This is a genomic window from Aureimonas sp. AU40 (genome assembly GCF_001463785.1).
In the GTDB taxonomy this organism is placed as follows: domain Bacteria; phylum Pseudomonadota; class Alphaproteobacteria; order Rhizobiales; family Rhizobiaceae; genus Aureimonas.
Genome location: NZ_BBWL01000041.1, coordinates 233,515 through 248,277 on the forward strand (window position 1 = coordinate 233,515; position 14,763 = coordinate 248,277).

The window sequence follows — 14,763 nt, forward strand, 5'->3', positions numbered from 1 at the left end:
CCGCGATCCGCAACCGACTTGGTTTGGTGGGCGGAACCGATCCCTGCTCCGCTCGTGATACCTCGCTCCTCCGCCATCCTCAATCCTCCTTTTCGCGCCCCGAGCGGGCGGCGATTGTCAGAGAGCGGGCGCCGGGGCGGCGGCGAGGGCGCTGGCGATGGATTTTCCGCGCCCCGCTGGCTACGAAGGTCTCGAGCCGTCAATGCGAGGGGAATGCCCGTGAACGCTTTCGAGGATATCGCGCCGGTGCTGGTGGACGTCGCCATGGGTCGCCGGCCGGCCGATCTGGTGGTGCGTGGCGGGCGTTGGGTCAATGTCCATTCCGGCGAGATCATTTCGGACACCGATTTCGCGGTGGTGGAAGGGCGCTTCGCCTATTGCGGGCCGGACGCCTCGCACTGCGTCGGACCCGAAACCGAGATCGTCGAGGCGGCGGGGCGCTATGTCGTGCCCGGCCTTTGCGACGCGCACATGCATGTCGAGAGCGGCATGGTGACGGTCACCGAATTCTGCCGCGCGGTGATCCCGCACGGCACGACCTCCATGTTCATCGATCCGCACGAGATCGCCAACGTGCTTGGCCTTCCCGGCGTCCGCCTCATGCATGACGAGGCGCTGGAGCAGCCGGTCAACGTCTGGGTTCAGATGCCCTCCTGCGTGCCCTCCGCGCCGGGGCTGGAGGAGGCGGGCGCGGTGCTGACGCCGGCGGACGTCGCTGAGGCCATGCGCTGGCCCGGCATTATCGGCCTTGGCGAGGTGATGAACTTTCCCGGCGTCGTCGCTAACGATCCGACCATGGTCGGCGCTATTGCCGCCACGCGCCGGGCCGGGCGCACGGTGGGCGGTCATTATGCCTCGCCCGATCTCGGCCGGGCCTTCCACGCCTATGTCGCGGGCGGGCCGGAGGACGATCACGAAGGCACCCGCATGGAGGATGCGATCGCCCGCGTTCGCCAGGGCATGAAGGCGATGCTGCGACTCGGCTCGGCCTGGTACGACGTGGCCGAACAGATCCGCGCCGTGACAGAGCAGGGGCTCGACCCCCGCCACTTCATCCTCTGCACCGACGATTGCCATTCCGGCACCTTGGTTCACGATGGTCACATGAACCGCGTCGTTCGTCATGCCATCGCGCAGGGACTAAAGCCCGTCACCGCGATCCAGATGGCGACGATCAACACGGCCGAGCATTTCGGCCTTGCCCGAGAGATCGGGTCGGCTTCTCCCGGGCGACGCGCCGACTTCCTTCTCGTGTCCAATCTTGCCGAGCTCACGATGGACGCCGTGTTCGCGCGGGGTCGCAAGCTGGCCGAGGCGGGACGGCTGGTCGCCGACATACCCGCCTATCCCTATCCCGAAAGCGCCATGGGCACGGTGAAACTCGGCCGTGTGCTCGGCGCGGAGGACTTTCTGCTTCAGGCCCCGGCCGGGCGCAACGAGGTGACGGCGCGGGTCATCGGCGTGGTCGAGAATCAGGCCCCGACCCGCGCGTTGACAGCGACGCTCCCGGTGATCGACGGCGCCGTACCCGGCGACGAGACGCAGGATGTCTGCCGTATCGCCCTGGTCGAGCGGCACCGCGCGACGGGCGCGGTGGTCAACGCCTTCGTCTCGGGCTTCGGCTATCGCGGTCGCTGCGCTCTCGCCTCCACCGTCGCCCATGACAGCCACCACATGATCGTGGTGGGAACGGATGGCGCCACCATGGCGCAGGCCGCCAACCGGCTGGGCGAGGTCGGAGGCGGCGTCGTCTTTTTCGCCGAAGGCGAGGAAAAGGCGCTGGTGGAAATGCCGGTCGCGGGTCTCATGTCGGTGGAGCGGGCGGAAATCGTCGCCGAAAAGGCGGATCGCCTGATCGCGGCCATGCGCGAGGCCGGCTGCCAACTCAACAACGCCTATATGCAGCACTCGCTCCTGGCGCTGGTCGTGATCCCCTCCTTGCGCATCTCCGACAAGGGTCTGGTGGATGTCGATCGGTTCGAGATCGTGGACGTTTTCCAGTGAGCCGATCCGAATCCGTGCGGCTTTACAAATGCCGCGTGTTGGAGGAAGAGCAGAATCGGTCGAAACAAGGTGACGAAGGGGGACGTGCGATGGCGCAGAGAACATCGATCGGCGGGATCGCGTCCCTGATTATCGGCGCCGGCGCCCTCTAGGCACCGCCGCTGCTTGCAGCGTCCGGCGCCGAGCGCGTCCGGCCTGCGTCGCCCGCCGTCCGGCGGTCCGTCGCAACCGATCCTTTCCGGGCCGTCGGCCCGCTTCTGGCTGGCTCGAGGCACGAGGCCTCGACCGCCTTTCGACCGAAGACAGATCCATGACCCAACCTGATTTTCACGCCCGCGTCGCGCAGGCGGAAGAGGCGCTGCGCTCCCTTTTCGGGGAGACGCCGCTGCAGCTGAACGAGCATCTTTCCAACCGCTACGGCGCGCGCATCTTTCTGAAGCGCGAGGATCTGACCCCCGTCCGCTCCTACAAGATCCGCGGTGCCTTCAACTTCATGCGCAAGCGGCTCGCGCGCGGCGGCCCGGAGGCGCGCTTCACCTGCGCCTCGGCGGGCAACCACGCACAAGGCTTCGCTTTCGCCTGCCGCCATTTCGGCGTCGAGGGCCGTGTCTTCATGCCGGTGACGACGCCGCAGCAGAAGATCGAAAAGACGCGCACCTTCGGCGGCGGCGCGATCGAGATCGAGCTGGTCGGCGATTTCTTCGATGATTGCTACGCGGCCGCACGGGCCTATGCCGCCTCCAGCGGGGCCGAGATGGTGCCGCCCTTCGATCATGCCGACATCGTCGAGGGACAGGCGACCGTGGCGCTGGAAACGCTGCGCCAGCTCGGCGAAGAGGCGATCGACATGCTCGTCCTGCCGGTCGGCGGAGGCGGTCTCGCCTCGGGCATGGCGCTCTATTTCGACGGTCAGCGCAAGCCGGCCTTCCGCCTTGCCGAGCCCATGGGCGCGCCGAGCCTGCGCACCAGCCTGCAGGAGCGCCGCCGCGTGCGCCTGCCGCAGATGGACGGGTTCGTGGATGGCGCGGCGGTGGCCGAGATCGGGGCGTTGCCCTTCGAAATTCTCAGCCGTTTCGCGCCCGAGCAGGTCGTGCTCTCGCCCGAAGGGCGCTTGTGCAACACGATGCTGGAAATGCTGAATGTCGAGGGCATCGTCGTGGAGCCGGCCGGCGCGCTGGCGATCGACGCGCTTCGCACGCTCGGCCCCGAGCTGAAGGGCAAGACGGCGGTTCTGGTCGTGTCGGGCGGTAATTTCGACTTTGAGCGCCTGCCCGACGTGAAGGAGCGGGCGCTGCGTTTCGAAGGGCGCAAGAAATACTTCATCCTGCGCTTGGCGCAGCGGCCGGGCGCCCTGCGGGACTTTCTGGCTCTGCTCGGTCCGGACGACGACATCGCCCGCTTCGAGTATCTGAAGAAAAGCACGCGGGAGTTCGGCTCGATCCTTCTCGGCATCGAAACGCGCGAGCCCGGCAATTTCGACATCCTGCTGCGGCGCTTCGCGGACGAAGGTATCCGTTACCAGGATATCACCGAAAACCAGATCATGTCCGATCTCCTGATCTGATCGGACTCAACAAGAAGGGCGGCGAAACCAATCGCCGCCCTTCTTGTATCAAGGCTTGGAGCCGGGCAGCGCGGCGATCCAATCCGCGATCTGCCCCGCCAGCCGCTCGGTCGTGTTGGGAGAGACGATCTCGCCCGCCAGGATATGATGCTGCGGGTCGGCGCTGTCTGAGACCGTGATCTCCTGATGCGGTGCGCCCCAATGCGCCGCCACCTCGGCCGTGCGCTGCGGATCGACCAGCGTGTCGTCCGGCGCGGTGACGAATAGGGCGGGCACATTGATGGCGGAGACATCCAGACCGCTGACGATCTCCACGAGGCGCGCCATGGGGAGGAGCGCAAGCGTGGGGTAGCTCACCGTCCAGTTCGCGCCGAAGGCCTCGTTAATCGGTGTGTAACGATAGGTCTCGTCCTCGATCAGCGGCAGCAGCTTGCGCGCGAAGGGCAGCCGCAGGGCGAAGCTGCGCCAATCCTGCAGTCGATAGTTCGGGGACAGGAGAACGAGGCCGGCCATGTCCTCCGACAAGTCCGGGCGGCTTGCGGCCAGCGTCGCCAGCGTCGCGCCGGTGGACGAGCCGATCACCACGACCTTTTCGCCGAGCCGCCGGCCGATCGCCATGGCCTCGGCCATGTCGTCCATCCAGTCTCCGACGCTTGCCTCGCCCATGGCCGCATCGTCGCGTCCGTGGCCGGCGAGGCGGGTGTAGAAGAGATTGGCGCCGAGCCGCTTGGCGATCTCGTCGGCAAGGGGGCGCGTCTCGCCCTTCGCTGCCGAAAAGCCGTGGATATAGACCAATGCCAGGGGCGTCTTGGCGTGCGACAGCGGATAGGCCCAGACGATCTCCTTTTGCGCATTGGGGCGCAGATTGGGAATGTCCGCCTCAGTGCGCGCGAGATAGGCCGCAGGGTCGCTGCCGATCGCGGCAGCATTGAAGCTCGGCACCAGCCTCGCCGGCTCTCTTTCGCCGAAGACCCAGAGACCGGCGAGGATCACGAGGAGGGGGATCAGGACAAACAAGGCGCGGCGCAAGTGGAGCAAGTCGGGCATCCTGTGGAGCGCCCCGCCGGGCGGCGAGACGGGACGTCGGGGCAGTCGGACCGCCGCCTCGGCGACCCGGCGCGGCTCTTCAACAAGCCTCTAGAAGACCCGCGCGGTCTTTTGAAGTCGTCACGACGCTTGGCAGATCATCGCGCGGGGCAAAGGTTCAGAGCGACAGGCGATAGCGCGCATAGCCCTCGTCCGTTCGTCCCGCCTCCTCAAGCTTCAACTCGGACACGTCTTTCAGATGAGCGGCCGAGGCGGGACCGGTGCTGAACAGGACCGAGGTGCCGGGCGAAGCCTCGAAGTGCCAGTTCCGATCGGCCTTGGGGTCGATCACCTTCTGCTCCACGATATAGCGGATCAGTACATCGCGATTGGCGTCGGGTGCGACGAAGACGATCTTGTCCGGCCCGATACCGGGGAACTTGCCGCCGCCACCGGCGCGGTAGTTGTTGGTGACCACGACGAAAGACGCCTTGGGGTCGATCGGTTTTCCGTCGAACGCGAGATCGACGATGCGCGAGCTGTCGCGATTGACCAACGCGCCGTCCTTGTCGAAGCGTGGCGGCTTGGTCACGTCGATGCGATAGGTCACCCCGTCGATCACGTCGAAATTGTAGGACGGGAAACCGTCGGCGATCAGCTCCTGGTCCGCCTTGCCGGGCTCGATCTGGCGGAAGATCCCGGCCGACATGTCCAGCCAGTCCTTCACCTCGGCGCCCGTGATGCGCACCGCCTGGACGGTGTTGGGATAGAGATAGAGATCGGCGACGTTTCGAATCGCAATCGGCCCCGCCGGAATGTCGGTGTAATAATCCGGCCCCGAGCGCCCGCCGGACTTGAAGGGCGCGGCGGCCGAGAGCAGCGGAAGGTCCTTGAACTCGGTCTGCGCCAGGATTTCCTTCATGTACCAGAGCTGCGCCTGGTTCACGATCTGCACGGACGGATCGTCCGCCACGAGAGCGAAGAAGGAATGCAGCGGCGCCCGGGTTTCGCCGACGGGGCGGCGGACATAGTTCAGCGTCGCCTCGTGCTCGCTTTGGGCGGCGGCCAGCACTTCGGGCTTGGATTCCACCAGCGCCTTGGGCTTACGATCGACGCGCTCGTAGATCGGGCGCAGCTCCGATGTCGCCGAGACGACGCGCCAGCCTTCGCCCGAGCGTTCCAGAAGAAGGTCGATCAAGCCGAGATCGGAACCCCAGAAGCCGGCCATGACGGCGGGTTTGCCGGCGAGCGTGCCCTTCTGCCAGTCCGCGCCTTCGATCGACTTGAAGTCCTCGCCTGGGAAGCGAAGATGCTGATGGCCGCAGAACAGCGCGTCAATGCCCTCGACGGAAGCGAGCTGCAGCGCGGCGTTTTCCAGACCCGCGTCCTCGGCCGAGCCGGCTGCGATGCCGGAATGGCAAAGGGCGAGCACGAGATCGACCTTTTCCGCGCGGAGCTTGGGGACAAGCTCGCGCGCCGCTTCCACGATGCCCCGCGTCGTCGCGCGGCCCTTGAGGTTCTGCGCGTCCCACACCGTGATCTGCGGCGGCATGAAGCCGATCACGCCGATGCGGATGGGATGGCGCGTGCCGTCGCCGAGCTCGATCTGCCGATCCAGCACGATATAGGGCGGCACGAGCGGCGCGCCCGAGCTCGTCTGGACATTGGCGCTGACGACGGGGAAGTTGGCTTTCGTCAGCGTCGCTTCGAGGAAGTCGAGCCCGTAGTTGAACTCGTGATTGCCGAGCGTCCCCGCGTCGTAGCGCAGCGTGTTCATGGCTGCGACCACCGGATGCGTATCGCCAGCCTTCATGCCGCGCTCGAAGGCGATGTAGTCGCCCATCGGGTTGCCCTGAAGGAAGTCGCCATTGTCGAAAAGAAGCGCGTTCTTCGCCTCCGCGCGGATGCGATCCACGATCGCCGCGGTGCGCGCGAGTCCGACCGTCGGCGTCTCCTTGTCGGCATAATAGTCGTAGGGGAAGACGTTGACGTGAAGATCCGTGGTTTCCATCAAGCGCAGATGCGCCTGACTTGCCTCGGCCTTCGCGCTCCAGGGATGAAGCACGACGCCGGCGGCGAGGGCGCCGCTGGCCGCGAGAAAATGCCGCCGGTTCAGCTGGGAGCCATCGGTCGCCATCGGATCTCCTTGTTTGGATGGGCGCGCCTCGCGCCGCCCTTTCCCGTCAGTCTTCGTAGGCCGGCGTCGAGACCTCGCGGGTCGACACCGGGCGGAACCCCATCTTGCGGTAGAGCGGTAGCGCGGCCGGGTGGTCCAGTGTGTTGGTCTCCACCGTCAGGGCGCTCGGCTGGTCCTCGAAGCCGGCGACGATCGCCTGCGACAGGAGGTGACGCGCGAGGCCCTGGCCCCGGAACTCCGGCATGATGGCGAAATGCACAAGCCGCGTGTCGCGCGGAGCGCGGCCGACATCCAGTTCGAACCACCCGGCCGGAACGCCGTCGCAATACAGGATGCGCAGACGTACGTTGGGCGCGTGAATTTCGCGTGACAGGCTGGCGTCGCCAAGCCGGCGCGAGGTCCAGTGATAGGGCTTGCCCACGGCCTCGTAGAGGTAGCGGTAATAGGCGAGCGGGATCTGCCGAACCTTCAGGAGAACGTATTCCCGGCCGTTCTGGGGAGCGGGCACGGGGCCGTCGGGCAGCTGGTGCAGGACGAGCTGCGTGACTGTGGTGGTGAGAAGGCGCATGATTCGGCGTCAGTCTTTCATCGGGCAGGGCCGGTTTCGACCGGCGTGTCGTCGCGGGAGCCCCATTCGGTCCAGGACCCGTCGTAAAGCCGTACAGTCGTATGGGGGAGCGAAGCGAGCGCGAAATTGATTGCAGCCGCAGTCACACCCGATCCGCAGGACGTGACGACCGGCCGAGCGGGGTCGATTCCCGCTTCGCTGAAGATCGCGCGAAGGCTCGCTTCGTCCTTCAGCCGGCCGTTTTCGGCGAGCGTGCCGATCGGTACGGAGCGGGCACCCGGCATATGGCCTCCGCGCACGCCCTCGCGTGGCTCCGGCGCCTCGGCGCGAAAGCGCTCGCCCGATCGGGCGTCGGCGATCTGATGCGCGCCTTCGGCAACGATCCGCTTCATCTCATCGAGGAACACCACCGAGTTGGGATCGAGCCTGCCATCGAATGGGGCGGGGGTCTTGTCGGACGTCCCGGTTTCCAGCGGGAAGCCCGCCTGAACCCAGGCGGGGAGGCCGCCATCGAGAAGGCGCACGTCCTTCGCGCCGAAGGTGCGGAACATCCACCAGACTCGTGGCGCGGAAAAGAAGCCCATCCCGTCATAGATGACGATCGTGTCCGTCTCGCGAATTCCGAGCGCGCCGACGGCCTCCGAGAAGAACGCTTCGCTCGGCAGCGTGTGGGGCAGGGGCGACGTCTTGTCGGCGATCGCGTCCTGATCGAAGAAAACGGCGCCGGGCAGGTGGCCGGCCTCGAATTCGGGTCGGGCGAAGCGCTTCTGAGCCGGCAGATACCAGGAGGCGTCCACCACCGAGAGTCCCTCGCGGCCGATATGGCGCTGCAGTTCCTCGGCGCCGATCAGAAAGGGATTGTCGCTCACCAGGGACCTCACTCCACATTCGGGTGGCTGCACCATAAAGAGCGTCGTGCCCCGGCGAAAGGGCGAAGCGTCAAGCCGTCGATCGCACGAAGCCAGAGGCGCGGGCTCCCGAAGGCGTCAGCTCGCCGCTGGTCCGAAGCGCAGGCGGAAGCGGCGGTTCGTCTTGCCCTTCTTCTCTATCTTGGAGATGTGAATCTCGCCGATCTCCTGCGTTTCCGAGACATGCGTGCCGCCGCAGGGCTGCGAGTCGATCTCGCCGTTTGCGCCGATCGTCACCAGCCGCACCCGGCCGGTGCCGCGCGGCGGGCGCACATTGGCCGATTTCACCAGCGAGGGGTTGGCGTCGAGTTCCTCGTCCGTGATCCAGCGAATGGAGACGGGATGGTTGGCCTCCACCAGGGCCATGAGCCGCACTGTAATCTCGGCCTTGTCGGCCTCGGCTTCGGGCAGGTCAAAGTCGATTCGCCCTTCCTCTTCGCCCACGGCGGCACCAGTCACGGGAAAGGGGTATACCACGGTCAGGAGATGCAGCGCCGTGTGCATCCGCATCAACCGATAGCGCCGCCCCCAGTCGACATGCAGAACGAGCATCTCACCGGGTTCCGGCAAGGGGACCCCGTCATCGACGACGAGCGCAATGGCGGATCGGTCTTCCGTGTAGCGCGTGTCTAGAACGGGGATCTGCGTGCCGTCCGGTCGCTCGATGAAACCCTGGTCGCCCGGCTGGCCCCCGCCGGCCGGAAAGAAGTTCGAGCGATCGAAGACGAGAGCCGTATCGCCTTCGATCCGTACTAGACGCGCTTCCATGGTGGAGAGGTAGCTGTCTTCAGAATAGACCGCCTCCGTCTCCATGTTCACGCATCCACCGAGACGAACGGGATGTCGAAGGCGGGCTGCGCCTCGAGCCAGTCGGGCGTCGGCAGGTTCTTGGAGCGCAGGAACTCGGGATTGAAAAGCTTGGACTGATAGCGATTGCCGTAGTCGCAGAGGATGGTCACGATCGTATGGCCCGGCCCCAACTCGCGCGCCATGCGTATGGCGCCTGCGATGTTGATGCCGGACGAGCCGCCTAGGCAGAGCCCTTCATGGCCCACCAGATCGAACAGGATCGGAAGCGCCTCCTCGTCAGGGATTTGATAGGCGAAATCGGGCTCGAACCCTTCGAGATTGGCGGTGATGCGGCCTTGGCCGATTCCTTCCGTGATCGAATTGCCTTCGGAGCGGAACTCGCCCGTCTTGTAGAAACTGTAGAGCGCGGCACCCAACGGATCGGCGATGCCGATCTTGATATGGCTGGAATGGCGCTTCAGACCCATCGCGGTGCCGGCCAGCGTGCCGCCCGTGCCGACCGCGCAGACGAACCCGTCCACCTGACCGCCGGTCTGGTGCCAGATTTCCTCGGCGGTGGTCACGACATGGCCGTCGCGATTGGCGGTGTTGTCGAACTGGTTGGCCCAGATCGCGCCCTGTGGATGCGTGCGCGCCAGCTGCTCGGCGAGGCGCCCGGAGAGCTTCACGTAATTGTTGGGGTTCTTGTAAGGGACGGCGGGCACCTCGATCAGCTCTGCCCCCATCAGGCGCAGCGCGTCCTTCTTCTCCTGCGCCTGGGTGTCGGGGATGACGATCACCGTCTTGTAGCCGAGCGCGTCGGCCACCAGCGAAAGACCAATGCCCGTGTTGCCGGCCGTGCCTTCGACGATGACGCCGCCCGGCTGCAGGAGGCCCCGCGCCTCGGCATCGCGGATGATGAAGAGCCCGGCGCGGTCCTTGACCGACTGGCCGGGATTGAGGAACTCCGCCTTGCCGTAGATCTCGCAGCCCGTGATCTCGCTGGCTTTGGCGAGACGGATCAACGGCGTGTTGCCGATGGCGTCGATCACGGAGTTGAGTCTGGACATGGCGGCTCCGAATCGTGGGAAGGGGTGCGGTGGACCCTAGGGGGACGATCCCGGAGCGGCAAGAACAGGCATTTCAGCCGTGCATTGCCATCCGATCGCCTTTTTCTCGCGAAGACGAGCAGATAGGAATTGCGTTCCGATTGGGGAGGGGCAGGCAAGCCGCGCAACGCGGGAGCATCATCGGGGCGGCGCGAAGCCGCGATCGACATATGAAGTAAGGTGAGTTCTTCAGCCAGCATCAATCCAACGAAAAGGCGGATGGCTTGACTTGGCTCCCCGGGCCGGATTCGAACCAGCGACCGATCGATTAACAGTCGATTGCTCTACCACTGAGCTACCGGGGAAAGGCTCGCATCGTCTGCGAACGAGGAGCCCTATAACGTGACTTGTTCCGATTTGAAAAGGGGGCACTTGGGGAAGCTGCCGAGATTTTTGCGGGAGGCCACCATTCCGGCACGCTCCGTGACTACGCCTCGTCACATGGCTTAGACGAGCGAACGGCTGGGCAAGGCGACAAAAGGTTGGAAAGCTGGCGTTTCTCACAGGCTTTTGTTCGAACCGACGCTCTGCGGTGGGTAAGGGACCGGATCGTCCCTATTTCCTAATTGGCACGACCCTTAATCGGAGTCTGAAAAGGCGAATGAACGAGTATCAGCCGCCCAAGCGGGGCCTGTTTCGACTGCGCGGACACTCGGTCGAGATGTTCGGTCGAACCTTGCGACTGCCAGCGAACCGTCTGGCGCGCATGGCGCTGGGCATCGCCTTTCTGATTGGAGGTGTCTTCAGCTTTCTCCCCATCCTCGGCCTTTGGATGCTGCCGCTCGGGCTGATCATCCTGTCGATCGACCTTGCTTTCGTGCGCCGCTGGCGCCGCCGCACCGAGGTGAAGTGGGGGCGTCGCCAGCGTCTGAAGTTCGCCAATAATCCGCAAGCCGCCGGGCGGCCCTGGTATCGCTGGGTCCGGCTGCCGAACTTCGGCCGGAGGTAGCGGCTTCATGACGATTGTGACGGAGCGGGGCTTGCGCTGGCCGATCCGCGCGGCTAGGTAGCCGCTCGTTGGGGCCTCGTGGCGGAGTGGTTACGCAGAGGACTGCAAATCCTTGCACGGGGGTTCGATTCCCTCCGAGGCCTCCATCCAACCAGCCCCTTACATCGTTGCTTCAGCCTGCCGCCTCGCGAGGGCTGACCCACGGGTTTTGCTTGCCAGTGTCCGGGCGGACGCCTATGGGTGGCGCAAAATCACCAATCCGGGAACTGCCATGGATTTCGCGGCCGCTCGCACCAAGATGGTCGACAACCAGATCCGCACGACGGACGTCACGTCGCACGAGATTCTTCGTGCGTTCCTGACCGTTCCGCGCGAGTTGTTCGTGCCTGACGAGCGGCGGACGCTGGCTTATATCGACGAGGATATCCCCCTCGGCAACGGCCGGTATCTCATGGAGCCTTCGCCGCTGGCCAAGCTCATCCAGCTGGCCGCCATCCAGCCGCAGGACGTTGTTCTCGATGTCGGCTGTGGCACTGGCTATTCTTCCCTCATCCTCGCTCATCTCGCCGGCTCGGTTGTAGCTCTGGAATCGGACGAGGCGCTGGCATCGCGCGCGACCGACCTGATCGACCAGCTCGGCGGCCTGTCCTGCGCCGTCGCAAAGGGGCCGTTGAACAAGGGCTACGCCGCCGACGCTCCCTATGACGTCATCGTCTTCCAGGGTGCGGTCGAGGAGGTGCCACCAGTCTTCTTCGACCAGCTGCGCGATCGCGGCCGGTTGGTGGTCGTGGAAGGGCATGGCCTTTCAGCTCTCGCCAAGCTCTACACGAAGGAAGACGGAATCGTATCCAACCGCTTCGCCTTCAATTGCGGCGTGAAGCCTCTGCCGGGCTTCGAGCGCGAGAAGGCTTTCGTCTTCTGACGATCGGCTGCGTGCCGACTAAGCCCTGCCTGTGGATAAGATGGGTTGGGCGAAGCAGCCCTTCGGCCTGAACGTCAGCTCGGGCTAAGCAGTCGTTGCACAACGCATAATCGGCGTTTCGCTGCGGCCGCTGCAGCAGAGATGCTTGGCTCTAGCGTCTCTCTCTTACGTGCGGAAAGTGTTTTCGCTTCGCCACACTGACCTTCAAAAGAAGCTTGCCTCTGGCTGGCGCACTGGCGTTCATCGGTTTGTAGGTTCATTCGGATACCAGATTAGGCCAAGGTTCGGGCTAGGCCTCTCGTTGTTATATGCGGTCCTGATGCCGGTCAGGGCCACGGCCCGGGTTTCGGAGTGAGCCATTGCGCAAGAAGTCTTGGGTTCTGATGTCCCTGTCGGCGGTGCTTCTGCTCGGCAGCGCAAGCCTCGCCGATGCAGAATCGCTTCGGGGCGCCATGGCGAAAGCCTACGCCAACAACCACGATCTGAACGTCGCGCGGGCGCAGCTTCGTGCGACCGACGAGAACGTGCCGATCGCCAAGGGCGGTCTGCGGCCGACCGTGTCCGCCGTCGGTCAGGCGCAGAGCGCCCGCTCGCGGACGACGCTGGGCGACAATCTGCGCACCACCAATTCGCGCACCGGCGCTCTGGCCGGAGCGATCGAGATCAACCAGACGATCTTCGACGGCTTTCAGACCCCCAACAACGTGAACGCCGCCGAAGCGCAGGTCCGCGCCTCGCAGAAGAACCTGGACAACACCGTCCAGAACACGCTTCTGAATACGATCACCGTCTATATGAATGTGCGTCGCGACCGAGAGATCGCAGCCTTCCGTCGCCAGAGCCTCGCCTTCCTGAACGAGCAGGTGCGCGCCGCGCGGGCCCGTTTCGACGTGGGTGAGGGAACGCGGACGGACGTCGCGCAGGCGCAATCGCAGCAGGCGCTTGCCACGGCGCTGTTGAACACCGCCTTGGCGCAGGTCGCCAGCAGCGAGTCGCAATATCTCGACGTGGTGGGCGATCCGCCGGGCGAGCTCGATTCGGGGACGCTACCCCCTCGCTCGCTGCTGCCGGCCAATATTTCGCAGGCTATCACCGTCTCGCAGAACGAGCATCCCGCCATCTTGGCGACGCAGTTCGCGGTGGATGCTGCTTCGTTCCAGGTCAAGTCGACCGAAGGTCAGCGCCTGCCGAATCTTTCGGTCAACGGCACGGTTGAGAACACCTACTCGCTGAGCGACACCGATCCCAACAGCTCCAGCCTGCCGGGCGTCGACGTGCTCACGCAGAACCAGGTGTCGGCTTCGGTTTCGGCGCGGCTGACGGTTCCGATCTACCAGGGCGGCATCGTCTCGGCTCGCGTGCGGCAGGCCAAGGAAGTGCTGGGCCAGCGCCGCATCGAGGTCGACGGCACGCGCGATCAGGTTCGCTCGGCGGTCGCCACGGCCTGGGCGCAGAAGCAGGCCGCTGAAGCCAACGTGACGGGCTACCGCGCGCAGGTCTCCGCCGCCCAGCTGGCGCTGAACGGCGTCATCGAGGAGCGCAATGTCGGTCAGCGCACGACGCTCGACGTGTTGAACGCGCAGTCCGATGTCATCACGGCGCAGATCCTGCTCGCTGGCGCGCAGCGCGACGTCGTTGTCGCGAACTACACGTTGGCATCGGCGATCGGCCATCTGTCGCCGCAGCGCCTGGGGCTGACGGTCGCCGCCTACGAGCCCGAAGAGCACTATCAAGCTGTCAAGGACAAGTGGTACGGCCTTCGCACGCCGGACGGTCGCTAAGCCCGCGTTCATCACCATTCGTTAAAAAAGCGTTGCAAAGCGCCGTTGAATGCCGGGAAAGGCTTCAACGGCGCTTTCTTTGTCTCTACCTATGATGCATCGAGGTCGCGTCAGGCCGCGAGTCGAGATCGGGTGCGGAGCATGAGCAAGGCGAACGTCGCGCAAGAGCCGTCGATGGACGAAATTTTGGCGTCCATCCGTCGGATTATCGAGACGGGAGAAGATCGAGGCGCCGCCGGGGGATTCCGCGACGGCGCGACACGGGACGCAAGTCTCGATGCCATCCGAAAGGAGGCGGAGGACGCGGAAGCGTCTGACGGATCGAGCCTGTCCTATTTCCAGCGGCCGGTCACCGAGCCGATCGCGAGCGAAGTTCCGTCCTACGGAACCGCCGCGCCGACGGCGTCTTTTCAGGAGAACGGGGCCGAAAATCGGGGCGGCGCCTTCGGGGTGGACGAGGATCACCTTACCGTTCAACTGGAAACCGAACTGGCCGCCACGTGGGGCGAGTTCGAGCAGACCCATCATGCCACCGCCGCATTGAACGGCTACGAGGATGGCGCGCATGTGGCCTCGGTCACGCAGGCCGTCACCGGCAGCGTAGGCGAGCCCGTCGGCTCCGATGAACATGTGCAGACGGACAGCAGGGAAGAAACGACGATGAGCGAAACCGCCCGGCATCAGGCTCCCACGGACCGCACCAGTTTCGAGCCCGCCAACACGGATCGCCGTGGCCTGGAGGAGCAGGGCGCTTACAGCACCTATGCGACGGCGGGCGTCGATCCGCTTCTGTCACAGTCGTCCGGCCAGATGGTGGCGGCTTCGTTTGATGAATTGGCGCAGGCGATCCGCAATGGCGAGCTGAAGTCGCTCGAAGCCATGGCGCAGGAAATGCTGAAGCCCATGCTGGCCGAATGGCTGGACGATAACCTGCCGCGCATGGTCGAGCGTCTCGTACGCGAGGAAATAGAGCGCCTGTCGCGCGGTGGTCGCCGCTGAACGGACT

Annotated in this window: 12 protein-coding genes and 2 tRNA genes; 7 read left to right on the top strand and 7 right to left on the bottom strand. The window is 65.1% G+C overall.

Annotation, left to right across the window (positions count from 1 at the left end):
* Nucleotides 1-264 precede the first annotated feature (264 nt).
* Both AUL32_RS14690 and ilvA read left to right on the top strand, forming a co-directional pair.
* On the top strand, nt 265-2,004 hold the full coding sequence (locus AUL32_RS14690) for an adenine deaminase (RefSeq protein ID WP_374700960.1): 1,740 nt from the start codon (nt 265-267) through the stop codon (nt 2,002-2,004).
* Between the two features lie 310 nt (nt 2,005-2,314).
* The gene (gene ilvA / locus AUL32_RS14695; protein ID WP_062116276.1) at nt 2,315-3,568 is read left to right on the top strand and encodes a threonine ammonia-lyase IlvA; all 1,254 of its coding nucleotides are present in this window, start codon (nt 2,315-2,317) and stop codon (nt 3,566-3,568) included.
* A 48-nt stretch (nt 3,569-3,616) separates the two neighbouring features.
* Here ilvA and AUL32_RS14700 read toward each other — a convergent pair whose 3' ends face one another.
* The 7 genes from AUL32_RS14700 to AUL32_RS14730 all read right to left on the bottom strand — a co-directional run bounded on the left by AUL32_RS14700 (nt 3,617) and on the right by AUL32_RS14730 (nt 10,410).
* Nucleotides 3,617-4,606 (bottom strand): alpha/beta hydrolase, encoded by a 990-nt coding sequence (locus tag AUL32_RS14700; protein WP_244497886.1) that lies wholly within the window; start codon nt 4,604-4,606, stop codon nt 3,617-3,619.
* A gap of 166 nt (nt 4,607-4,772) precedes the next feature.
* On the bottom strand, nt 4,773-6,731 hold the full coding sequence (locus AUL32_RS14705; protein WP_062116278.1) for a bifunctional 2',3'-cyclic-nucleotide 2'-phosphodiesterase/3'-nucleotidase: 1,959 nt from the start codon (nt 6,729-6,731) through the stop codon (nt 4,773-4,775).
* Between the two features lie 46 nt (nt 6,732-6,777).
* Nucleotides 6,778-7,299 carry a GNAT family N-acetyltransferase gene (locus AUL32_RS14710; protein ID WP_061976234.1) on the bottom strand — a complete coding sequence of 174 codons (522 nt, stop codon included), beginning with the start codon at nt 7,297-7,299 and terminating at the stop codon, nt 6,778-6,780.
* Between the two features lie 17 nt (nt 7,300-7,316).
* Nucleotides 7,317-8,168 (bottom strand): 3-mercaptopyruvate sulfurtransferase, encoded by an 852-nt coding sequence (gene sseA / locus AUL32_RS14715; RefSeq protein ID WP_244497889.1) that lies wholly within the window; start codon nt 8,166-8,168, stop codon nt 7,317-7,319.
* Nucleotides 8,169-8,285: 117 nt separating this feature from the next.
* Nucleotides 8,286-9,020, bottom strand: coding sequence for an alanyl-tRNA editing protein (locus AUL32_RS14720; protein ID WP_062116284.1), 735 nt, complete (start codon nt 9,018-9,020; stop codon nt 8,286-8,288).
* A 2-nt stretch (nt 9,021-9,022) separates the two neighbouring features.
* Nucleotides 9,023-10,066, bottom strand: coding sequence for a cysteine synthase A (locus AUL32_RS14725; protein ID WP_062116288.1), 1,044 nt, complete (start codon nt 10,064-10,066; stop codon nt 9,023-9,025).
* 269 nt (nt 10,067-10,335) lie between these two features.
* Nucleotides 10,336-10,410: transfer RNA gene (locus AUL32_RS14730), tRNA-Asn, on the bottom strand.
* A gap of 296 nt (nt 10,411-10,706) precedes the next feature.
* Between AUL32_RS14730 and AUL32_RS14735 the strand changes: the two genes are divergently transcribed.
* From AUL32_RS14735 to AUL32_RS14755, 5 genes are all read left to right on the top strand, one after another.
* Nucleotides 10,707-11,054 carry a hypothetical protein gene (locus tag AUL32_RS14735; RefSeq protein WP_187301256.1) on the top strand — a complete coding sequence of 116 codons (348 nt, stop codon included), beginning with the start codon at nt 10,707-10,709 and terminating at the stop codon, nt 11,052-11,054.
* A 72-nt stretch (nt 11,055-11,126) separates the two neighbouring features.
* Nucleotides 11,127-11,200 (top strand) — tRNA-Cys (locus tag AUL32_RS14740).
* Nucleotides 11,201-11,325: 125 nt separating this feature from the next.
* On the top strand, nt 11,326-11,976 hold the full coding sequence (locus AUL32_RS14745) for a protein-L-isoaspartate O-methyltransferase family protein (RefSeq protein ID WP_062116291.1): 651 nt from the start codon (nt 11,326-11,328) through the stop codon (nt 11,974-11,976).
* A 383-nt stretch (nt 11,977-12,359) separates the two neighbouring features.
* Nucleotides 12,360-13,757: a TolC family outer membrane protein gene (locus tag AUL32_RS14750; protein ID WP_061976229.1), complete on the top strand. Its 1,398-nt coding sequence runs from the start codon at nt 12,360-12,362 to the stop codon at nt 13,755-13,757.
* A gap of 45 nt (nt 13,758-13,802) precedes the next feature.
* The gene (locus AUL32_RS14755) at nt 13,803-14,756 is read left to right on the top strand and encodes a PopZ family protein (protein ID WP_156421477.1); all 954 of its coding nucleotides are present in this window, start codon (nt 13,803-13,805) and stop codon (nt 14,754-14,756) included.
* The last annotated feature ends 7 nt before the right edge of the window (nt 14,757-14,763 follow it).

Excerpts from the sequence above, each read along its gene's own strand:
- AUL32_RS14690 (WP_374700960.1), top strand. The coding sequence starts at position 265 with ATGGGTCGCCGGCCGGCCGATCTGGTGGTGCGTGGCGGGCGTTGGGTC.
- ilvA (WP_062116276.1), top strand. The coding sequence starts at position 2,315 with ATGACCCAACCTGATTTTCACGCCCGCGTCGCGCAGGCGGAAGAGGCG.
- AUL32_RS14705 (WP_062116278.1), bottom strand. The coding sequence starts at position 6,731 with ATGGCGACCGATGGCTCCCAGCTGAACCGGCGGCATTTTCTCGCGGCC.
- AUL32_RS14710 (WP_061976234.1), bottom strand. The coding sequence starts at position 7,299 with ATGCGCCTTCTCACCACCACAGTCACGCAGCTCGTCCTGCACCAGCTG.
- AUL32_RS14720 (WP_062116284.1), bottom strand. The coding sequence starts at position 9,020 with ATGGAGACGGAGGCGGTCTATTCTGAAGACAGCTACCTCTCCACCATG.
- AUL32_RS14725 (WP_062116288.1), bottom strand. The coding sequence starts at position 10,066 with ATGTCCAGACTCAACTCCGTGATCGACGCCATCGGCAACACGCCGTTG.
- AUL32_RS14735 (WP_187301256.1), top strand. The coding sequence starts at position 10,707 with ATGAACGAGTATCAGCCGCCCAAGCGGGGCCTGTTTCGACTGCGCGGA.
- AUL32_RS14745 (WP_062116291.1), top strand. The coding sequence starts at position 11,326 with ATGGATTTCGCGGCCGCTCGCACCAAGATGGTCGACAACCAGATCCGC.
- AUL32_RS14750 (WP_061976229.1), top strand. The coding sequence starts at position 12,360 with ATGTCCCTGTCGGCGGTGCTTCTGCTCGGCAGCGCAAGCCTCGCCGAT.